Source organism: Thalassospira sp. (assembly GCF_040218635.1).
Classification (GTDB): Bacteria; Pseudomonadota; Alphaproteobacteria; order Rhodospirillales; family Thalassospiraceae; genus Thalassospira.
The window spans coordinates 510,770-532,235 of sequence record NZ_JAVJRB010000005.1 but is presented as its reverse complement, the minus strand read 5'-3'; the positions used below and the strand labels follow the sequence as shown (position 1 = coordinate 532,235).

21 protein-coding genes and 1 riboswitch are annotated in these 21,466 nt (G+C 53.6%); of the genes, 8 read left to right on the top strand and 13 right to left on the bottom strand.

What is annotated here, in order from left to right:
• Positions 1 to 62: 62 nt before the first annotated feature.
• Positions 63 to 181: riboswitch (TPP riboswitch) on the top strand.
• Between the two features lie 73 nt (positions 182 to 254).
• From thiM to RIC05_RS06000, 4 genes are all read left to right on the top strand, one after another.
• Positions 255 to 1,064 (top strand): hydroxyethylthiazole kinase, encoded by an 810-nt coding sequence (thiM, locus tag RIC05_RS06015; RefSeq protein ID WP_350044927.1) that lies wholly within the window; start codon positions 255 to 257, stop codon positions 1,062 to 1,064.
• Positions 1,061 to 1,696 (top strand): thiamine phosphate synthase, encoded by a 636-nt coding sequence (gene thiE, locus RIC05_RS06010; protein WP_350044928.1) that lies wholly within the window; start codon positions 1,061 to 1,063, stop codon positions 1,694 to 1,696. Before thiM ends, thiE begins: the two co-directional genes overlap by 4 nt.
• A 259-nt stretch (positions 1,697 to 1,955) precedes the next feature.
• Positions 1,956 to 2,261, top strand: coding sequence for a hypothetical protein (locus RIC05_RS06005; protein ID WP_350044929.1), 306 nt, complete (start codon positions 1,956 to 1,958; stop codon positions 2,259 to 2,261).
• Between the two features lie 297 nt (positions 2,262 to 2,558).
• Positions 2,559 to 3,164 carry a superoxide dismutase gene (locus RIC05_RS06000; protein WP_350043610.1) on the top strand — a complete coding sequence of 202 codons (606 nt, stop codon included), beginning with the start codon at positions 2,559 to 2,561 and terminating at the stop codon, positions 3,162 to 3,164.
• Positions 3,165 to 3,223: 59 nt separating this feature from the next.
• Here RIC05_RS06000 and RIC05_RS05995 read toward each other — a convergent pair whose 3' ends face one another.
• From RIC05_RS05995 to RIC05_RS05975, 5 genes are all read right to left on the bottom strand, one after another.
• The gene (locus RIC05_RS05995; RefSeq protein WP_350044930.1) at positions 3,224 to 3,508 is read right to left on the bottom strand and encodes a type II toxin-antitoxin system RelE/ParE family toxin; all 285 of its coding nucleotides are present in this window, start codon (positions 3,506 to 3,508) and stop codon (positions 3,224 to 3,226) included.
• Complete coding sequence (locus RIC05_RS05990) at positions 3,505 to 3,762, bottom strand: CopG family ribbon-helix-helix protein (RefSeq protein WP_350044931.1); 258 nt, start codon at positions 3,760 to 3,762, stop codon at positions 3,505 to 3,507. The genes RIC05_RS05995 and RIC05_RS05990 overlap by 4 nt, the downstream gene beginning before the upstream one ends.
• A gap of 114 nt (positions 3,763 to 3,876) precedes the next feature.
• Positions 3,877 to 5,376, bottom strand: coding sequence for an L-piperidine-6-carboxylate dehydrogenase (amaB, locus tag RIC05_RS05985; RefSeq protein ID WP_350044932.1), 1,500 nt, complete (start codon positions 5,374 to 5,376; stop codon positions 3,877 to 3,879).
• Positions 5,377 to 5,432: 56 nt separating this feature from the next.
• Positions 5,433 to 6,755, bottom strand: coding sequence for an aspartate aminotransferase family protein (locus RIC05_RS05980; RefSeq protein ID WP_350044933.1), 1,323 nt, complete (start codon positions 6,753 to 6,755; stop codon positions 5,433 to 5,435).
• Between the two features lie 63 nt (positions 6,756 to 6,818).
• The gene (locus RIC05_RS05975; protein ID WP_350044934.1) at positions 6,819 to 8,006 is read right to left on the bottom strand and encodes an NAD(P)/FAD-dependent oxidoreductase; all 1,188 of its coding nucleotides are present in this window, start codon (positions 8,004 to 8,006) and stop codon (positions 6,819 to 6,821) included.
• Positions 8,007 to 8,286: 280 nt separating this feature from the next.
• Between RIC05_RS05975 and gcvA the strand changes: the two genes are divergently transcribed.
• The 4 genes from gcvA to RIC05_RS05955 all read left to right on the top strand — a co-directional run bounded on the left by gcvA (position 8,287) and on the right by RIC05_RS05955 (position 12,854).
• A complete protein-coding gene (gene gcvA, locus RIC05_RS05970; RefSeq protein WP_350044935.1) occupies positions 8,287 to 9,186 on the top strand; it encodes a transcriptional regulator GcvA in 900 nt (299 codons plus the stop codon).
• A 230-nt stretch (positions 9,187 to 9,416) separates the two neighbouring features.
• The gene (locus RIC05_RS05965; protein ID WP_350044936.1) at positions 9,417 to 9,944 is read left to right on the top strand and encodes a methanogen output domain 1-containing protein; all 528 of its coding nucleotides are present in this window, start codon (positions 9,417 to 9,419) and stop codon (positions 9,942 to 9,944) included.
• The gene (locus RIC05_RS05960; protein WP_350044937.1) at positions 9,937 to 10,941 is read left to right on the top strand and encodes a GGDEF domain-containing protein; all 1,005 of its coding nucleotides are present in this window, start codon (positions 9,937 to 9,939) and stop codon (positions 10,939 to 10,941) included. The genes RIC05_RS05965 and RIC05_RS05960 overlap by 8 nt, the downstream gene beginning before the upstream one ends.
• 215 nt (positions 10,942 to 11,156) lie before the next feature.
• Positions 11,157 to 12,854, top strand: a complete 1,698-nt coding sequence (locus tag RIC05_RS05955; RefSeq protein ID WP_350044938.1) for a methyl-accepting chemotaxis protein — start codon at positions 11,157 to 11,159, stop codon at positions 12,852 to 12,854.
• On the opposite strand, the gene RIC05_RS05950 is transcribed toward RIC05_RS05955, so the two are convergent.
• The 8 genes from RIC05_RS05950 to RIC05_RS05915 form a co-directional block, all read right to left on the bottom strand.
• A complete protein-coding gene (locus RIC05_RS05950; RefSeq protein ID WP_350044939.1) occupies positions 12,847 to 13,710 on the bottom strand; it encodes a heme ABC transporter ATP-binding protein in 864 nt (287 codons plus the stop codon). The two genes, RIC05_RS05955 and RIC05_RS05950, sit on opposite strands and share 8 nt — an antisense overlap.
• Positions 13,707 to 14,774, bottom strand: coding sequence for a FecCD family ABC transporter permease (locus RIC05_RS05945; RefSeq protein ID WP_350045335.1), 1,068 nt, complete (start codon positions 14,772 to 14,774; stop codon positions 13,707 to 13,709). The genes RIC05_RS05950 and RIC05_RS05945 overlap by 4 nt, the downstream gene beginning before the upstream one ends.
• Before the next feature lie 13 nt (positions 14,775 to 14,787).
• Entirely contained in the window at positions 14,788 to 15,648 is an 861-nt protein-coding gene (locus RIC05_RS05940) for a heme/hemin ABC transporter substrate-binding protein (RefSeq protein WP_350044940.1), read from the bottom strand.
• 3 nt (positions 15,649 to 15,651) lie between these two features.
• Positions 15,652 to 16,725, bottom strand: a complete 1,074-nt coding sequence (locus RIC05_RS05935) for a hemin-degrading factor (protein ID WP_350044941.1) — start codon at positions 16,723 to 16,725, stop codon at positions 15,652 to 15,654.
• 73 nt (positions 16,726 to 16,798) lie between these two features.
• Complete coding sequence (locus tag RIC05_RS05930) at positions 16,799 to 18,862, bottom strand: TonB-dependent hemoglobin/transferrin/lactoferrin family receptor (RefSeq protein WP_350044942.1); 2,064 nt, start codon at positions 18,860 to 18,862, stop codon at positions 16,799 to 16,801.
• 123 nt (positions 18,863 to 18,985) lie between these two features.
• Positions 18,986 to 19,153 (bottom strand): hemin uptake protein HemP, encoded by a 168-nt coding sequence (hemP, locus tag RIC05_RS05925; RefSeq protein ID WP_350044943.1) that lies wholly within the window; start codon positions 19,151 to 19,153, stop codon positions 18,986 to 18,988.
• A 203-nt stretch (positions 19,154 to 19,356) separates the two neighbouring features.
• Entirely contained in the window at positions 19,357 to 20,583 is a 1,227-nt protein-coding gene (locus RIC05_RS05920) for a CynX/NimT family MFS transporter (protein WP_350044944.1), read from the bottom strand.
• Positions 20,584 to 20,690: 107 nt separating this feature from the next.
• Complete coding sequence (locus tag RIC05_RS05915) at positions 20,691 to 21,323, bottom strand: LysE family translocator (RefSeq protein WP_350044945.1); 633 nt, start codon at positions 21,321 to 21,323, stop codon at positions 20,691 to 20,693.
• Positions 21,324 to 21,466 lie beyond the last annotated feature (143 nt).

Below are 21,466 nucleotides of genomic sequence, written 5' to 3'. Positions count from 1 at the left end.
GTCTTTATTTGACCACGGCTTGTGCGCTCAATTGACAGAAAGCACGGAAAACCCCATCTTGCACCTTCACCAAGGGGAGCCCCGTCAGGGGGCTGAGAAACTGCCGTGCGAAATATCAGCGCAGTGACCCGTTGAACCTGATCCAGTTCATACTGGCGTAGGGACGGTGCGAACGCTGTTACCAACGTTCTCCATCTTTCCGACTTCGAACTGGGTCTCCAACGCCGCGACATAAGATGCATTGGAGCCTCGATATGACGACCGACCTTACCCAAACCGCGACCGATCTTTTTGAACGCATGCGCGCGACCAATCCATTGGTTCAGTGCATCACCAATTATGTCGCGATGAATTACGCTGCCAATGTCCTGCTGGCAGCGGGCGCTTCGCCTGCCATGGTCCACACACCCGAAGAATCCGGTGAATTTGCCGCCATTGCCGGTGCGCTGACGGTTAATATCGGCACCCTGTCGCCCAACTGGGTTGATGGCATGATTGCTGCGGCCAAATCGGCTAATGATGCAGGCAAACCATGGGTACTTGATCCGGTTGCCCATTTCGCCACCGGATATCGCCGCGACACTGTGGCTGATCTGCTGAAACTTCGCCCGACGGTTATTCGTGGGAATGCGTCTGAAATCATTGCCCTTGGTGGCGGTCAAAGTGCCGGTCAGGGTGTTGATAGCGGCGATCCGGTCGAACAGGCAGAAGACGCTGCACGTACCCTTGCCGCTGCGCAAAATGCGATTGTTGCCGTCACCGGCGAAACTGATTTCGTCACCGATGGCACCCGTTCGGTCCGCATTGCCGGTGGATCAGACCTTATGCCAAAAATCACCGCAATGGGCTGTGCGCTGACCGCCCTTGTCGGCGCCTATATCGCCATAACACCCAATCAGGCGTTTGAGGCAACCATTGCCGCCCTGACCAATTTTGCCGTTGCCGGTGAAATTGCAGCCAAAACCGCGAACGGCCCGGCATCCTTCATGACCGCCTTTGTTGATGGTCTGCATAATCTCGATGCAGGAACCTTTAACACCAATTCCCGGATCGAGGTTCTATGAAGTCTTTTGACCTATCCCTTTATCTGGTTCTTGATCCCGATCTTTGCCGCACCTATTCGATGGTTGAAACGACCATGGCTGCCATCGCCGGTGGGGCAACCATCGTGCAATTGCGCGATAAAAAGGCCGGAACCGAAGGCCTTATTCGCATTGGCCGTGAATTGATGGATGCGATGGCCGGAACCGGTGTGCCCCTGATCGTCAATGACGATATTGATGCCGCCATCGCAATTGGTGCGCATGGCCTGCATGTTGGTCAGGACGATCTGCCGTCGCGGGCGGCCCGCGAACGGTTGGGGCGTGACAAGATCATTGGTCTTTCGATTGAAGATGAAGCCGTGGCGCGCAAGGTTGACCAAGGCATTGTCGATTATGTCGGCATTGGCCCGGTCTTTGCCACCCCGACCAAGCCCGACCACAAACCGGCCATCGGTTTTGACGGGTTGGCTGAATTGATCAAGATAGCAGGCCTTCCATCCGTTGCGATTGGCGGGCTTAAGCTTGAACATGTCGCGCCGGTTATAAAAAGCGGTGCCAACGGATTGGCGGTTGTTTCCGCCATTTGCGGTCAACCCGATCCCGAGTCTGCTGCGAAACGTCTTTCTGACGCGCTAAAGGCCGCCCGTTCATAAGCCCCAAACACGATCTGGGGTCCGCCCTGATCCGCGCTAAAACATGACATCTGACGAACGTCCAATCCCCGCGGCGCTAACCTTCTGCGGGGATTGGTGTTTTTGCTATGACGAGATTTCGCACCTTCTGGTCTGTGCATGGCAGTTCATCACCCTATGCACGAACCGGCACGGAAATGCCTCAATTGCGCCGCTAATTCTTCTGCTTCGCCGGTCATATTACCCTGCATGAAGAATGAGAAACCGCGCGAGGAAGGCCATGCCCAAATCTTTGCTCAGTAAACCGGTTGTCATCGCCCTGATCAGTCTGATGACGATCACCACAGCCGCGTTGGCTGCGATCAAGGTCGCCCCAAGACCAACCACGGACAGTGTCACGATCCATTCGGAAACCAAAAAAGGTGAAGTCATCCTGAGCCATCCTGACGGCACCATCGCGTTTTTGCGCGATTGTCTAAAATTCCCCTGTCAGATTGATATTTCGTCCCTTGGTCGCGGGGAATATGACGTCATGATCCGCAATGGCACCGACATTCAGCATATGGTCGGACTTTACAAAGAATAGTCGACCGACTCTGCTGATCATCCGCAAATTGCGAAAAAATCGCAGATTTTCGGGAACGTTTTGCCCTGCAAATTGTTCATCAGATGTGTTTAAGCAACAGACCCTTGCCAGACGACGCATTGCATAACCTGCCCAGCGTCTTAGATAACTGAGCAAAGGCACTCTCTTGCCGCGTTTAACGATCCTGCAACAAAGGTTTCCAACAGGTTGCACGGGATTTTCACTTTCACCAAACGTGCAAAAAGGGATATGTTGCGTTACCGCACAGACCCATAATGAAAGTCGAGGAACTGTATCATGGCATTTGAACTCCCAGCACTTCCGTATGCATATGACGCGCTTGCGCCAGTCATGTCGTCTGAAACCCTTGAGTTTCACCATGACAAACATCACAACGCATATGTTGTGAACGGCAACAAGCTGCTCGAAGGTTCGGGCCTTGAAGGCAAATCACTCGAAGAAGTTATCGTTGCTTCCTATGGTGACGCTGCCAAAGCCGGCCTGTTCAACAACGCTGCCCAGCATTGGAACCATATCGAATTCTGGCAGATGATGAAGGGCAATGGCGGCGGTTCTATTCCGGGTGAACTGGAAAAGAAAATCGTCGAAGATTTCGGCTCTGTTGATGCCTTCAAAGAAGCCTTCATTCAGGCTGGCGTTACCCAGTTCGGTTCGGGCTGGTGCTGGTTGGCAATGGACAAATCGGGCAAATTGGTTGTGACCAAAACCCCGAATGCGGAAAACCCGCTTGTCCACGGTCAGACCCCGCTGCTTGGTTGTGATGTTTGGGAACACTCCTATTACATCGATTACCGCAACGCGCGCCCTGACTACGTCAAAGCGTTCCTCGACAGCCTGGTTAACTGGGAATATGTCGCAGAGCGTTTCTCCAAAGCTGGCTAATTAGCCCAAGTTTTGAGACGACTTCAAAAGCGGTCCCTTCGGGGGCCGCTTTTTATTGTTCAGAATTCATCAGGCCAACGGCGCGCTGCATGCAAAACGGCAATGATCGTGACCATGTTTTCGTCAACGCGATAGGCCACAAGATATGGAGTGCCGTTGACAATCATTTCGCGGGTCCGCTCCACACGCCCCATCCGTCCGATAAACGGGTGGATGGCCAATTGTGAAACCGATCCCGTAATCAATTGAAGGGTACTCTGGGCTGCTGACGGGTTGCGCTCATCAATATAGTCGATAATCCCGTCCAAATCCTCGACAGCCCGGCTGCCCCACGCGATCTTCATCCGACTTGTTTGTCTGCAAAGCGTTTTTCAAACGTGGCAAGAACATCTTCGTGCGATATCAGCACTTCCTCGCCAGCTTCAATGCTTTGAACGCGTTCGGCAATCAATGCTACCTGCCATTCCTGATGGTCGGCATATTGCCGCAGAGCATCATTGATGATGCTTGATCGTGTCTGGCCAAAGGCATCTGCAAGTTTATCGAGCCGCTGGCGCAAATCGGAATCGACACGAATGGCCACTGTATCCTTGCTCATAACCGGCATCCTGTTTGCGTTGTCATACAACGTATTCTATCGCATTTTCACACAAACAAAAACCCCGCCGGAAACCAGCGGGGTTTTCTTCATCAAGTCCAATCAGTCACGCGATCAGATATCAAACTTAATACCCTGTGCGAGTGGCAACTCACGGGAATAGTTAATCGTGTTGGTTGCGCGGCGCATATAGCCTTTCCACGCATCCGAGCCGGACTCACGACCGCCACCGGTTTCTTTTTCACCACCGAATGCACCGCCGATTTCCGCACCCGACGGACCGATATTGACGTTGGCAATGCCGCAATCCGAACCGACCGATGACAGGAACAACTCGGTCTCACGAAGATCGGTCGAGAAGATGCAAGATGACAGGCCCTGGGGCACATCATTCTGAAGCGCGATGGCTTCTTCAAGCGTTTCATAGGTCATGACATAGAGGATCGGCGCGAAGGTTTCGTGCTTCACCGTTTCGGTCTGACCGGGCATTTCAACCACCGACGGGGTGACATAAAATGCGTTCGGATATTCCGCTTCAAGGGTTCGTTCACCGCCATGCACCTTGCCACCATCTGCCTTGGCTTTGGTGAGTGCGGTCTGCATGTTGTCAAAGGCATCCTTGTCAATCAGTGGCCCGACAAGCACACCGTCTTTCAGTGGATCACCGATTTTGACCGACTTGTAGGCTGCAATGATTTTCGGAAGAAGCTGGTCTTTAACATCCTTGTGGACAATCAGGCGACGCAAGGATGTGCAACGCTGACCGCAGGTGCCAACAGCCGAGAACACCACCGCACGCACAGACATATCAATGTCTGCAGACGGGGTGACGATCATGGCGTTGTTGCCACCAAGTTCAAGAATGGTGCGGCCAAAGCGCTGTGCAACACGCGGGGCAACTTCGCGGCCCATGCGGGTCGAACCGGTTGCGGAAATCAGGGCGACATCGCGGCTGTCGGTCATGATTTCACCGATTTCACGATCACCAACAATCACCTGATGCAGGTTTGCCGGGGCATCACCAAATTTCGCCAGCGCCTTTTCAACGATTTTCTGACAGGCAAGGGCAGTGACCGGGGTTTTTTCCGACGGTTTCCAGATCACGGCATTACCGCAGACCAGTGCAAGGGCAGTGTTCCACGCCCACGGTGCGACCGGGAAGTTAAACGCTGTGATCAGGCCAACAACACCCAACGGATGCCAGTTTTCCATCATTTTGTGGCCCGGACGTTCGGATGCGATGGTCAAACCATAAAGCTGACGCGACAGACCGACTGCAAAATCGCAGATGTCGATCATTTCCTGAACTTCGCCCAGACCTTCCTGATAAATCTTGCCGCATTCAAGCGACACCAGACGGCCCAGCGGTTCCTTGGCAGCGCGAAGCTCGTCGCCCAGAAGGCGGACCAATTCGCCACGGCGCGGGCCGGGAACCTGACGCCATGCACCGAATGCCTTTTTGGCATTGCCAATAACATCGGTCATTTCGGCTGGTGTGGTTTCGGCGACAGACGCAAATTCCGACCCGTCAACCGGGGTCTGGACTTTCAGCGTCCCGCTGGCAATTTCAGCATCGGTCAGACCAAGCTCGGTCAGGATGGATTTAAAACTCATGGTAAAACTCCCTTCTTTTTAAACTTTCGGTGACCTCACCGACCATTCCAGTGATGTTAATCTGCGATCTCTGCCACTTTCGGCAAAAGTCTGGTGATGATGGCAAAAGCCTCATCGACCTGATCAAACGGAATGGTCAAAGGTGCCAACAGGCGCACCACATTGGCGTGTTCACCACTTGGCATTAACAATAGCCCGTTGGCACGGGCCAGTTGCAATAAGCTTTGCAGACGTTTGGGCGATGGTTTCCCGTCATCTGCAATCATCTCAAAGGCGCGCATGGCGCCAATTCCGCGCATATTGCCGATCACATGCCCGCCGGGCAGATCGCGCAACCATGCGATATGGGTCGCGTATTTTTCACCAAGCTGCTTGGCACGACCCAGAATGTTATCGGTTTCCAATACGCCAAACACACCGGTTGCTGCCGCACAGGCCACCGGATTGCCCGAATAGGTCCCGCCAAGCCCACCGGGGGCCAGCGCATTCATAACATCTTCGGCCCCGGTGATGGCGGCCAATGGAAAACCGCCACCAATCCCCTTGCCCATGACAAGGATATCGGGTGCCACACCGGCATGCTCAATGGCAAACATCTTGCCCGTCCGCCCGAACCCTGACTGGATTTCATCGGCAATCAAAACCATGCCGTTCGCATCACACAGGCGGCGCAGCGCGACCAGAAACGCCGCGTCACAGGCGCGAAAACCGCCTTCGCCTTGCACCGGTTCGATCACAATGGCCCCGACCGAAGCCGGATCGGCTGAAACGGCAAATAACTTATCAATCGCTGCCATGGCATCGCCAACAGATATCCCGGTTTCAGGGCAAGGATATGGCAAATGCCAAACCGGCCCCGGAAGCGGCCCAAGCCCGGTTTTATAGGGCTTGGTCTTTCCGGTCAGGGCCAATGTCGCCAAGGTGCGGCCATGAAACGCCCCGTCAAAGGCAATCACCCCGGTCCGTCCGGTAAAGGCGCGGGCCAGTTTCAGGGCATTTTCCATCGCCTCGGCCCCGGAATTGGTCAGCATGGATTTTGCCGGACCTTCAATCGGGCAGTTTGCGGCCAACCAGTCGGTCACCGCGACATAGGGTTCATGAGGCAGCGCGTTAAAGCAGCTATGGGTAAAGCGTTCGCACTGTTTGGCCACACGGTCCATCACCACCGGATTGCGATGCCCGACAGTTAAAACACCAATCCCGCCAATGAAATCGATGAAACGGTTGCCATCAACATCCCATGCTTCGGCATTTAGCGCGCGGTCCAGATAAACCGGATGAAGGTTGCGCACCCCTGCTGACACCGATCCGGTCTGACGATCACGGATTGCAGTGCTGTTATCTGGCATGTCTGCCGTGTTGGTATCATCACGGGGCATGTGGGGCGTGCTCCGACCTTTTGGGTTAACAGTTTGATTTCGCGTTATCGTTACGAAATCGAATTAAATTACGTTTAGCTCCAGCACCGGAGCATTGTCGCGGATACGCTCATAGCCAAACACGGATAGATCAAGGGTTTGATAGGCATTGGTCGCGATCAGCTCAGATATGCCGCGCCCGACCGCCGGGCTTTGCTGCAATCCGTGGCCGGAAAAGCCGTTGGCAAAGACAAAGTTCGTAACGTCCGTATGGCGACCAAGAATCGCGTTTTGATCAAGCAGGTTATAGGAATAATGACCGGCCCAGGCATTCACGACCTTGATTGCTTCAAACCGTTCACAGCGTTCATAAAGGCCGGGCCAGATGATGTCGTCAAACAGGCTGTGATCAACGTCGAAATCCCAGCATTCCGGATCGCGATCCTTGGGCGGGGCAATGCCGGTGATGAAAAATTCGCCTTCGGGGCGGACATAAAGCCCGCTTGGATCAATCAGCATCGGGCAGGATGCGCTGATATCGGCGGCATCCCGGCAGTTAAAGACAAAAATGCAGCGTTTGCGCGGCTCGACCGGGATTTCAAGACCGGCCATCTTGGCCACCTTGGAACACCCGGTTCCCGCGGCATTGACCAATGTGCCGCAACCAAACCGACGGCCATCTTTTAGCACAACACCGGTAATCTGATGACCATCGCGCAGGACCTCGACCACTTCACCGTCGATATAATCCGCCCCGCGACGGCGCGCCTGTTTGCGGAAAGACTGCATCAGGCAATAGGCATCAAACCATCCCTCGCCCGTGCGGCCCCAGCAACCTGCTGCCAGATCGGATGTGTTCATCCACGGGTATTTGGCGGCCAGTTCATCGGGTTCCATCCAGACGATATCAGCGCCAAATTCGGTCTGGGTCGCATGGTTCTGACGCAGGATATCGCGACCATCATTGGTTGCCAGAACAAGATAGCCCTTTTCATGCAGGGCAATATCAACGTCCGGGTCAAGGTCGCGTTTCAGGTTACGCAGGAAATCAATGCCATAGGCCGACATTTCGATATTGATCGGGGTTGAAAACTGCTGACGGATTGATGCGGCCGACAGGGCGGTCGAGCAAAATTCGTAATTGGGATCTTTTTCAATCACCAAAACCCGGCCCTTGAAATCATCCCGGCCGGTCAGATGCAACGCGATGGAACTGCCAATAACCGCCCCACCGACAATGATCACATCATAATTTTCGTTCGCCAAACCCATTCTTGCGATCTCATCCGATACAGTGTTGAAGCCTTCTGACCGTTCTCATTCCCGGACATTATTGTTGTTCTGCCTTGAATACCGTCATGTTTTGAAAGGATACATCCTTCCAAAACATTCCAAACTAACAGCATCCCGGCACTTCGCCCCACGGCCCGAACGCTTCATGTGGTGGCGCGAGGGGGCTTGGAACCGTTTAAAACGTTACGCCTTGGAGGAGAAGCAAACAAACGATATATTCGCACCACATCATTCCGTTTTGTTATGAACTGGATACTCCATGCGCCGTGTGCTTCCGTCCCTGACCGCCTTGCAATTCTTTGAAAGTTCAGCGCGTCATTTGTCCTTTACCCGCGCTGCCGAAGAGCTCAACGTCACGCAAAGTGCGATCAGCCGTCAAATCCGCGCGCTGGAGGAATATCTCGGCCGTGATTTGTTTCGCCGGGTTAAAAAACGCCTGAAACTGACGGCTGCGGGCGAAGCTTATGCCGCACAGGTACGCGATCTTTTGGACCGGGCAGAGGCCGCAACGCTTCAGGTCATGGCCTATTCCGATGCGGGCGGGATGCTGACGGTTGGGACGCTTCCGACATTCGGGGCACGCTGGCTGGTCCCACGTTTGGGGGACTTCAAGGCAACATGGCCTGATATCCAGCTTAATCTGATTACCCAGACGCGTGAGTTCAATTTTGACCGCGAAGGCATCGATATTGCCATTCACTTTGGCGATGAAAACCTGCCGGGCTGCGTGTTTCATCGCCTGATGGGCGAAACCCTGATTGCGGTTTGTGCGCCCAAGCTTCTGAAAGAAAATGACGATCTTCCGATTGCGCGCGAACGGGTGCGCAACTGTACGCTTTTGCAACATTCCACCCGTCCGCGTGCATGGCAGGACTGGCTTGCCGCAACCGGCGTTGCGGTGGTTGATGAATTGGCCGGTCCACGGTTCGAGCATTTCCACATGGTCATTCAGGCCGCGGTCGCCGGACTTGGATTGGCATTGCTGCCGGAATTTCTGGTGCGCGAAGAACTTGAAAGCGGACGACTGGTCGCACCCTTTGATGTTTCAATCCCCAATCATCACGCTTACTACGTTGTTTATCCAAAAGAAAAAGAGAACAATTTTGCCGTCCGTGCCTTCCGGGACTGGTTGCTAAATTCAACGCAGAATATCAACTGATCGATCTGCACTTAAAACGTGCCAGCTTGATCGGTCATACAGGAATGACGATTAATATACTGGCATTGTCTTCTTGAACTGATGTTGCGAAATCCCAAATTAAACTGGACGACAACAAACCATTGTTCCCGTTGATTTGTTTCTTTCAAAGTCGGTTTTCTGTAATTCGCACGTGAAAACAAACCCGTGCCAGTCGCCAAATCCCGATGCAAAATGAGTGCCCAGGCAAAATGACCAGTGAACTTGCATCTACTGACGGTGTTGATCTGGATAAGGAAACGTTCCTGATTGACCTTATCCGTGGTCTGAGCGGCACACTTCAGGACCTGATTGGTCTGGAAGAAGCATCTGGCATGATCAGCGTCGTCGGCGCGACGATCGGCAAAAATCTGAATGATCAATATCGTCGGGAATTCAAAACCGACAAAATGAACATCGATCAGGTGTGTCATGCCTTGGTCGATCTCAAAAAACGGATTGATGGCGGTTTTCGTGTCTCGGAAGTCACCGGCAATACCATTGTTCTGGTCAATTCGGCCTGCCCGTTTGGCAAGGCGGTGATTGGACGCAAATCGATGTGCATGATGACATCGAACGTATTTGGGAAAATCGCGGCTGAAAATCTGGGATATGCCCGCGTGGAGCTTGAAGAAACCATCGCCCAGGGTGATCCGGGCTGCCGTGTTGTGATCCGACTGGCCCCGTCGGAGTCTCTGGATGCAATTGATGGGCGTGAGTATTTCAGGGAAGATGACTGACAGCCTCCCAAAACTTGTCGCCCACACGGCGAGAGCACTTATCGGTGCAATCAGCGACCCGGTCATGCTGTGCGCAGGCAACGGAACAGTCACGGCGACCAACAAGGCCATGCTTGTCTTTCTTCAAAAAACCGGTGCGACGGACAGCACCAAAATCGACGGTATGAGCATTTTTGACGTCTTCCCGACCAATGAAGAACAACTCAACAAGATCATTTCGCTGTGCAAATCCCAAAGCGGCATTTTCCCCGCCACCCTGCAAATGCCCGATACTGCAAACAGCAGTGATCAGGATCGCATACCGTTGCAGGCTTCCATGCTGCAGCTAAATGGCAATCGGCCAAGTCATATTTTAATGCGGTTCCTGACCCTGAACTCTGTATCCAAGCACAGGTTTGAAGAACTCAACGCGACATTGCGCAATAAAAACAAACAATTGCTGATCGAACGGGAAATGGCCCGCAAAGACGCTCATACCGGTGTCTGGCAACGGGCGACATTGTTTGAAGAACTGCCGCGTTACATCCAGACCAGCAAGGACCAAAGTACCCCGACTTCATTTGTCGTGATCGATCTTGATGACTTCAAGGAAATCAATGACCGCTATGGCCATCCCTGCGGTGATCTGGTTCTGTCATCTGTCGGCGGACTTTTGCTGAAGGCATGCAGGTCCAAAGACAAGGTCGCGCGGATTGGCGGTGAAGAATTCGCCATGATTCTGCCCAATACCAGCATTTCTGAAGCCCAAAGGGCATGTCAGCGCATCCGCCACAACATCAAAGAAACCATAATCAATTACGACGACCAGATCATTTCCATAACCGCCAGTTTCGGCGTGACCGAAATTGCCGACGGTGACGATAGCGAAGACGTTTATAAACGTGCTGACTATGCGCTCTATAGTGCGAAAAAGGCCGGTCGTGACAAGGTCGTCAGTGTTGCCGCCGCACTTGACGATATCAATATCGATGCTGATGACGGTCTTTCCAACGATTGATCCGCGAATTGACAGCACCCTTTGACGGCATTGCGCCAAATTTCCCCCGCCGAAGCGCGCATCATTAAATTTTGTTGATGAACGCAATACGCAACCCTACAGTCTACATTCTAACGTATAAGATCAGTCATTCTGACGGACAGCACCGTCATATCTGCGTTCTGGGTCATGTGTCTGGATCATGCCCCCAGGGACTGAATAAAAGGGGATAGGCCTTGTCGCTGCTTGAAGATCGTCTTGAACGCTACAACGTCCTCCCCACCACTTTTGATATTTTGCGCCGGGCATCAAAAGAGATCCAAGACGGTTCCGCCAAACGGGCACAAATCTTTTATCAGAACATTCAGAACAAACCCGACCCCGGCCAGACTGCCATCCCGGACGACAAATTGCTTGATTTGACAAACACCCTTCAGCGCCACTGGCAGAAATTGTTTGACGGTAAAATTGACGATGATTTTGTTCACCAATCCATCGCCATTGGTGAACGCCATGAAGAATTTGGCATCACACCCAAGCTTTATATTGCCGCCTATAACGCGGTGACCGATGCGCTGATTGAAACCATCATTGTCAAATTTCGCTGGCGCGCAGGCGAAGCCGCCAAAATCGTCACGTCACTGACTTCGGTGATGCTGCTTGATATCGAACTGACCCTGACGGCCTATTGTGATGCCAGCGCGCAAAAACGCCATACCGCATCGGAAAATGCCTTTGCTGATCAGCAGCTTGATCGCACCATGGATCTGTCGGTTGCGATCAATGAAAGTGCGATTTCCAATGCACGGATGATGAACGTGATCGAAGATGTCGATCGGCAAGCACAATCAATCTCGGCTGCCGTTGATCAAATGGTATCAGGCATCAGCCACATTGCCGAAAATGGCCGGATGGCGGCGGATAATGCCGAAGATGCGATTAATGTCACCCGCACCGGCCAGGAAACCGTCAAAGGTGCTGTGAACAGCATGGATGAAATTGCCAACGCCGTCAGCGATGCCGCACAGCGGGTTGATATCCTGGCCGAAGCATCGGCAAAAATCGGTGAGATCATTGAATCCATCGAAGCCATTGCCGCCGAAACAAATCTTTTGGCGCTTAATGCAACGATTGAAGCGGCCCGCGCGGGTGATGCGGGCAAGGGTTTTGCCGTTGTCGCCAACGAGGTCAAAGCCCTCAGCCAGCAAACCGCACGCGCAACCGACGAAATCCGAATCCGTATCGCCAATCTTCAGGACGAAACCCGTGGCATTGTCGATGCCATGAATTTAGGCACCGAGGCCGTTTCACGCGGTCAGGACGTTATGGGCGAAGTGGCCCGTGAAATCGGTGACATTGGCACCAAGATGGAAGACACCACCCGACGCATTGCCGATATTTCCAACATTCTTGATGAACAGAACCGCGCAACCGATGCGGTGCGTAGCGGCATTACGGGCATTGCCAATCAAACCGGCGGACAGGTCAGTGCGATCAGATCGGCGATTGAAACCGTCGGCGAAGTCGAACATCTGATTGATCAGCAAGTCTCCGAACTGGTGCGCTATGACATTCCCAACCGCACCATCCGCAGTGCACGCGCCGAACATGCGGTTTATTTCAAGGCAATTGCCGAAGTTCTTGCCGGCCTGACCGATCCGGCCAAGGTCGATATGGGGGCGTCTGAAACCTGCCGGTTTGGCAAATGGTATGACAGCGATGCTGCCGAACCCTTCCGCAAACTCCCCGGATTTGCCGCCGTTCGTGCCCCCCATGACATGCAACACAAAGCCGGACACGCGGCTCTGTTGGCCTATGCCAATCACGACACCGACGCCGCCGAGGCCGCGTTTTCAAAAATGGAAACCGCCACCATCGACGTTCTCGCAGCACTTAAGCAACTGGCTGCAGAAGCCCGCGAAATTATCACTTAGTGCGGTTTCTAATACTCGCCTGACTGACCAGAACGGCACCACCTTTCGGATCAGGAACCGCCCGGATCGGACTGTTAAACACGTCTGACAGCAAATCAGGGCGCATGACATCGTCCACAAAACCTTGCGCAACCATTTCACCCTTTTGCAAAACAACAACCCGGTCGGCATAGGCCGTGACCTGATTGAAATCATGCAGGATCATAAGAACACCGATGCCATTTTCCCGCGCTTCTCGTCGCGCAACGGCCAACAAAGCATGTTGATGGGAAACATCAAGCCCCGAGGTCGGCTCGTCCAGCAGCAAGAACCGGCCGCTTGTTGTCGGAGAACCAACTTCCACGCCGTCAGGATGTTGCGCCGAGGTCACGGTTTTGGCCCCGTCCATGCCCCACACCTGAACCAACGCACGTGCAAGATGCACACGCTGTTTTTCCCCGCCTGAAAGGGCCGGATACGCCCGATCACTCAGATGATCAATATCGGCAAGCGTAATGGCGCGTTGCACCAGTCGCTGATCAAACTGCCTTGTCGAAAGTTTGCGAAAAGGCGACCGTCCAAGGGCAACAACATCGCGGACCACAAACGGGAATGTCATCGACGCTGCCTGTGGCATCACAGCACGTTCTTGCGCCAATTGAAGGGCGGGGATTGCGGCAATCGCCCGCCCGTTCTGGGTTACAGTTCCCTTTGCTACATGAATTTCTCCTGAAAGAACTTTCAACAAGGTGGATTTTCCCGCCCCGTTTGGCCCCAGCACAGCAAGTACTTTGCCAACTTCCACCGAAACAGAAATATCGCGCAGAAGATGACGCCCACGGGCCATGAAACTGATGTTGTCCGCAATCAGACTCATAGCCGACGCCTTTTCTTTTCGCGCATCAAAAGTCCAAGGAAAAAGGGCCCGCCGACAATACCGGTCACCAGACCAATCGGCAGTTCCGCCGGAAGAACAATGATCCGGGCCACCGCGTCGGCACAGGTCAGGATGATCGCACCACATATTGCCGATGCCGGCAGGACATAGCGATTATCCGGCCCCGTTACCAAGCGCACCAGATGCGGCGCGACCAACCCGACAAAGCCGATAATGCCTGACACAGCAACCCCAGCCCCCACCACAAGTGCGGTGACAACCGTTGCCCTGCGTTTAAGATGTTCAACCTCCACCCCCAGATGGCGTGCTTCGGCCTCGCCCAGTAAAAACAGATTAAGCGGCGTGCCCAACCGCAAAAGATACAACACACCAACCGTCATCACGACCAAGGCAGGTGTATCGGCCGGACCATTGCCCGACAAAGCCCCCATCTGCCAGAATGTCAGACTGCGCAATTGGGCATCGTCAGCCATATAGGTAAAGACACCAACCCCGGCAAAGGCGATGGCATTGATCGCGACCCCGATCAGCAACATGATTGCCGCATCTGTCTGACCATCCTGACGCGATAAAATCCGGATAATACCGGTCGCCAAAACAGCACCGCCAAAGGCCGCAACCGGCACACCATATGGCCCGACAACCGGATAATGACTTCCCAGAATGATGTGACCTGCCACAATCATCGCCACCGCCCCCAAGGCAGCACTGGCCGACACCCCGATGATACCGGGATCGGCAATCGGATTGCGAAACAGGCTTTGCATCACCGCCCCGGCAAGTCCAAGACCCGAACCGATCACTATGGCCCGCAAGATGCGCGGCAGACGCAGCGTATCAAGCACACGTGCGTCAAACGCATCAATGCCTGTACTGGCAAAACCGATACGATGTGCGATATGACCGACTACATCCCCCCACGCGATTGCCGCACCGCCTGTACCAAGTGAAACAATCGCCGCAGCAATCAATCCAAACATCAGAAGAATCAAAACCACACCCGGCCCACGGATCGGCACATGATTATGAAACGATGCCACCATCTGCTTCACGCGCTCACTGCCCCTGTTCTTTTTGATGCAGTGTTTCAGCAATCTGGCGAATTTCCGATGCGGATTCCGGCCCGAAACCCAGAATCGTCGAAGACGAAACCGACAACACGTTACCTGCGGCAACCGCCTTGTTCAGGCCCAGAATAGGATGTTCTTTCAAACCACCCAGACCACCCAGACCATCAATCGTCGATTGCGCGATCAGAACATAATCTGATCGATCAGATGCAATCACTTCTGGTGAAACCGGCTTGTAACCATCAAAGGCCGCCATGGTGTTTTCCCCACCAATCAGACCAATGATTTCGTTGGCAGTCGTATGGTTCCCACCCGAAAGCGGTTGGCCATGCCCGACCGCCATCAAAAAGACAATGCTTGGCCGTGGATCGGCAGAAGCCCCGCCCAGATTTGAAATGTCATCTTGAACCTTCCGGCCAAGGCTGGCCGCCTCGTCCGGACGTCCCAGCGCATCCCCGACAAGGGCAATTGCAGCCGGAAGGTTTTTCATTTCATCAAGGGACGGCAATTTGAGAATTGGTATTCCAAGACCGTCAAGTTCCTGCAGCACCGTGTCCGGACCGGCTTTTTCGACCACAACGATCAGATCGGGTTGCAGACTGATGATGCCTTCGGAGGCCAATTGCCGCATATAACCGACCTTGGGCAGATCAGGAACCGGTTCGGGCCGCATGCTGGTGGTATCTGTTGCAATCACACTGTTGCCCGCCCCAAGGGCAAAGACAATTTCAGTCGCCGGTGCCCCAACCGTGATAACGCGGCTGGGACGATCGGCGGCAAAACTTGGCACCCCAAAACCGATAAAACCGGTCAGGGCGATTAAAAAGATGATGAAACGGTGCTGCATCGGTTACTCCGCAACTGCTTGCAGTGCGGCATCGAAACGCGGAAGGCTTTCGGCCAATGCCTGCCATGCCGGATTTTCAGATTCCTTTGGCGGACGCTCGCCACAGAAAATGACAAAATTGTTCAGATCAGAATCATAAAGCTCGACCGTGGTAACAACACCTTCGCGGATCGGTTTACGGACAATCCATGCCTCGGCAATCATATCCATGCGCAGATGCAGGGTGAAACGCGGGTCCATAACATTGATCCAGTCACCCATTTCACGGATGTTTTTCACCGGACCGGTATGGATCTGGATCGCCCCGCTATTACCGACAAACACCATAATCGGCAGGCTGCTTTCGGATGCCTTTTCCAACATGGTTTTCAGTGACTCATTGCTAAGGCGTTCGGCAAATTCTGGGCCGACAAGACGCATGCCCTGCTGACGTCCAACATTGAAATCTTTCAGCAATCCGTGGAACTGATGGACATCCATCATCTTGCGCCAATGTGCCCGAAGGTTCTCTACGTCAACCTCGTCATCTTTTCGCGTGACCGACTTAGGCAATGGCGGCAGGGTTTCGATACCCGGTGTCTGATTTTCTGCCTTGAATTCAGCGACCAGCGCGTCATAGCCCTCATCATTGGACTCTGCCGTCAGGAAGACCTTATGAATGGCTTTGCCTTCATGATCAAAGAACTGGATGCTGCGGCGGCGTCCTGCCCGTGGGTTGTTGGTTTCAACGGCAAACCCATGGCCCCAACGCCCAAGGAACAGGCGCAAATCCACATCCCCGTTCAGAACCAGACCCATTTCACCATTGATGCCGACCTTACCGAAGGTTCCGATTTTTTCATGAACAACGCTCGGATTGCGGGTAAGGATCTTGACCTCGCCAAGTTCCTCAAGACGCTTGATCAGGTCACCCCAATCGGCATCAAGACGGGTAACGTTAATGCCAATACCTGCTGCGACCAGTTCACCTTCACTCAGGCCAAGCTCGGCTGCGATATCAACGGCATATCCTTTTGCCTCACCCGCAGAAAATGCAGACCAAGCATCGGATGGGGTTTTGAAATTATTTTCACTCATGGCGTTTCTTTACCTCTCAATAAAGATCCGGTGATCCAGGCGATGCAAAAGCTGCATCGCCTGATCCCGTGACCTAGAATTTCATGCTTGCGGAGATTTTTACGTTGCGACCCGGCTCATACAGTCCGTTGTCAGCCGTCTGATAGTTATGATCGAGAATGTTATCGATCCCGGCATTCACCGTCAGCCCGGGCAGGGTTTCGCTTGCATCCCAGCTGGCAAAAAGATCGAAGGTTGCATATCCCGGAACCTCGTCACCCGAAGAAATCCGGGTCAGTCGGTCAACCATGTTTGCCCGCCCGCCAAGCTCGACACCGACGTCAACAAAGCGATATCCACCAGAAACCGAAACCTTGTCGGCAGGAATGTTTGAAAGATTTGCACCTGTCTGCGTGTTTTCACCGCGAATACGCGACCCGGCTAGTCCGGCGAAAACAACGCCCGTATCGTAGGACAGTTCTGCTTCGAACCCTTCGATCTGCGCTTCCGGGACGTTCACACTTTTGGTTTCCGCACTGCCCATCACAGCGCCTTGTTGCTCGATATAATCGCTAATATCGTTCTGGAAATAGGCAACCTTGGCACGGAAGGCATCACCTGCGCTTAGCAGGTTGTCCGACTTGAAATTGGTCCCGAATTCCCACGTCTTGGCTTTTTCAGCTTCAAGATCGGGGTTCGCGACAAAATTGTTGCCGGGGAAGTGATAGCCGCTTGCATACATTTCAGTCATGGCCGGTGCACGGAAGGCCTCGGCATAACTGACATAGGGCTGCATCCACGATGTCACCCGATAGCTTGCCGAGAAGCGTGGCGAGATCGCACTGTCTTCGCGCGAACGTTGTCCGTCAGCAGACAGATCGTATGAATCAAACCGCACACCCGCCGTGACATCAAGCGCGTCCGTTAGCGCCAGATTGTTGTCGACATACAGGCCATAAATCACCATATCGGCATCCGGGAACAGGTTGGATACGGCAACCCCGTTGCGGCGACCTTCCTGTGAATCCTGATAAAGCTCGCCGCCTATCGTTACCGCCAGATCGCGACCGGCCAGATCAAACCGTGACGTGTTGTTGCCATCAAGTCCGATGGTATCAAGGGTGCGTTCATCATGGCGACCATCACTGACACGCTTTTCATCCAGATCGGTCCGCATGCCATAGGCATTAAGCTTTGCATCAACCCAGTCATTGCTGGAATCCCGATAGCTGTAGCCAAGGACCAGTGATGTTTCTTCGCTTTCGCGATCTACAAGAAAGTTACTCGTCGCGTTAACAGCAGCACCGCTATCGGGTGCCGCAGGCAATTGGTGATCATCGCTATAGCGCTGCAAGGTAAGGGTCAGACGACTTGCATCATTGATGTCGACCCCGCCTTTGAACAACCCGTTGATGTAATCATCATCGGTATAAGGTTGCTTGTCACCATCCCCGGATTCAAAGTTTCCCGTGCTTTCGCGGGTCACACTGACAAGCATGTCGGTATTGTCGGACGGGCGACCATAGACCATTCCGTTCGTTGTCAGCCCGTGATCGACACTGGCATATCCCACCTTCACACGCGCACCGATATTCTGACCCGGATCAAGCAGATCATCGGCATCCTTGGTGGTCAGGGCAATCACCCCGCCAAGTGCGCCCGTACCCTGCATCGTTGACGCCGCACCGCGATAAACTTCCACGGACTTCAGAACTTCGGGATCAAAGAAAAAGCGCCCTTTGTGGCCAACACTCATGTTGGCACGCGCACCATCTACCCGGACAACAACCCGATCCCCAGTCAGACCACGAATGATCGGTTCCTGAACCGTGCTTCTTGGACCGCCGTAAATCTCAACCCCGGGCATGCCGCGCAAAATGTCACTCAGATCAGAAGGCTGGCGACGTTCCAGTTCTTCCTGATCGACAATCGAAATCGATGCCGGTGCATCAATTGCCGATGTTTCCAGCTTGTTCGCGGTGATCGTGATCGCATCAAGTGCAACCACAGTTTCCGCAACGGGCAGTTCTTCAGTTCCGGTAACGTTTTTCGCACTGGTCGCAGATGTATCTGCCGCTTCCTGGGCATGTGCCGCGACGCTAAGTGCAATTGTGGATACTGTCGCCAAAAGCAGGCGCGCAGAGATGGCTCGAACCATAGATTTTCCCCTGTAAGGCAGCTTTTACCGATTTCGGCTGGCTGGCTGGCTTGTGCAGGGAGGCACTGGCGCGCTGGCTGGCAAATCTGGTCAGATTTAATGGTGTGGCGTCGTTTTGACGCCTTATTTGGTCAGAATTAGTTTGTTGTTTGACGTCATACGAAGGCGGTATTCGTCCCCTTGATGAAGAATGATGACCTCTCGGTCATCCCGCATCAATTCTTCCACCTGTATCTGTCTTGGCTGATCGGCTTTTCCGGTCTGTTCCGGTCTGGCTGCGATGTCAGGCATCGCAAACTCCTTGTCCAATTTCTTTTTAATATTAATAATGATTTGCATTCCTATAAGAAAATGAGAATGCAAGTCAACTGCATAATCGCACCGGAGATGCGATCCCCCCGTTCCGAGGTTCCATGATGTGAAAAAGGCCACACTCCAAGTTCCGGAATGCAGCCTTTTGGTTAGAAACCTATCTGTCTGGTTGATTTATGCCGCTAGTTTCCGCCGATCTTTTCCGCCGATCCCGCACGCATCGCAGCGACTAGCTGGATGGCCACGACGACAAACAGGAAATAAAGCGCAACCTGCCAATCGCCCAAAAGATCGTGAAGGGCGCCAAACAGCACCGGACCAATGGCGGCAAACAAATACCCCACCGATTGGGCCATGCCCGAAAGCCGGGCCGATGTTTGCGGATCAGCACCACGCATCCCCACCAAAGTCAGGGCAATACTGATCATGCAGCCTTGACCAAGGCCAAGACACACCGCCCAAAGATACGGCAGTTCCGTGGTGGCAAAGACAAAGCCGGGAACCGCAATAATCAGGGGGATATGCAAAACAAGCATCGCAAGTTTTTTATTGCGGAACTTGGAATAGATCAGCGGTGCGGCAAAGGCCGCCGGAATGCCAAATACGTTAAACACGGTCAAAAGAGTCGCGGCTTCGGCCTCGGAAATTCCGTGATCGATGAAGACTTTGGCGACCCATGCTGTGCCGGTATAAAACATCAACGACTGGCACCCGAAAAACAGGGCCAGCCACCATGCTTCAACATTTTTCCACAGCGATATTTGCATAGTCGGTGCCGCTGCGACCGTCTTGTGGCGATAGCGCAGCATCGGCAACCAGCAGACAAAGGCAATCGCGGCAAACACTGCCCAAACACCAAGCGACCAGCGCCAATCGCCATCTGCGGCATTTCGTATCGGAATAGAAACGAATGCCGCGACCGTCGCACCGGTTGACATGGTAAAGGTATAAAGGGCGGTAACCAACGCCACATGGGTTGGAAAACTGCGCCGCACCAATGACGGTGTCAGCACATTCATGACTGCAATCGCAGCGCCCAGAATGATCGTCCCGATCACCATGATGTCATAGGCACCACTGGCGCGAAGCCCCTGTCCGACCGCGATAAACAGCAACATCGCAAGCAAAGTTGCCTCAATCCCGAAACGCTGCCCCAATCGCGGGGCAAAAATGGACAAGACACCAAAACTAAGCACCGGCAAGGTCGTTAACAGACCAAGTTCCGTCCCCGAAAGCGACAGGTCCGTTCCAATAATTTCGGCAAGCGGGCCAAGCCCGACGATGCTGCCGCGCATATTGGCCGCCAAAAGCAGGATCGCGATTAAAAACCAGATATGCGCACCAAGGCGGTTAAACCCGCGCCCGGCATCAATGTTGGGGGCGGCATGTGGGGCAGTCTTCTCAGTCATCGGATGGCTCCGTTTGGGTCTGGTGTGACCCATGTTAATCCGTGGTGGTGGCACGTATGAAATCTGGTTTGATGGATCAAGTATTGATCAAAATTGACATCGTCGGTCTATATCGCACTCAGCCCCCAAAGAACACGTAGCGCGACAAGTACGAACAAAATCGCAATGATCCGTTCAATCCATCCTGCATGATCGCGCAACCATGGCAGGACAGCCCCGTGCGACAATCCAATCGCCACAAGGCAGTACCATGCCGCATCGATCGCTGCTGCGGTAAAGGCCAGCAGGAACTTGCTGCTCCATTCGAATTCGGGCGATACAAACTGGCTAAACAAGGCAAGGAAGAAAAGGGCGATCTTGGGGTTTAGAAACGCAATCATGAACCCGTCACGGGCGGCTTGGAACAATGATCCCGAAACCGCATTAGCGCCATCGACATTAAACTTCGCACCTGCCCCTGCGGCCCGCCATGCCTTGATGGCAAGCCAGATCAGATAGATCGCGCCAAGAATGCTCACCGCATTGTGAAACACAGGAACAGTTTGAAACAAAATGCCAAGCCCGGTCATGGTGATAACGGCGTAAAAGCCGATCCCCAAACCATGCGCCACGGCACAGGCAAACCCGGCCTGACGGGACTGTCCGACAGAGTAACGCAACACAACCGCCAGACTGGGTCCCGGCGTCATTGCGCCAAGAACACAAATGGTTGCAACGGACAACCAGGCGGTAAAGCTCATGACGTTTCCTTTTGGTGGCGCAGGATGACGTCCTGCTTTATTTGCCTGCAAAGCTATCTGCTTGCCAGAACCGTTTCAACGGAAATGAACTATCGCTATGATGCGCATATGCGCCCCCACGCAAACCAACACACATTTCCCGC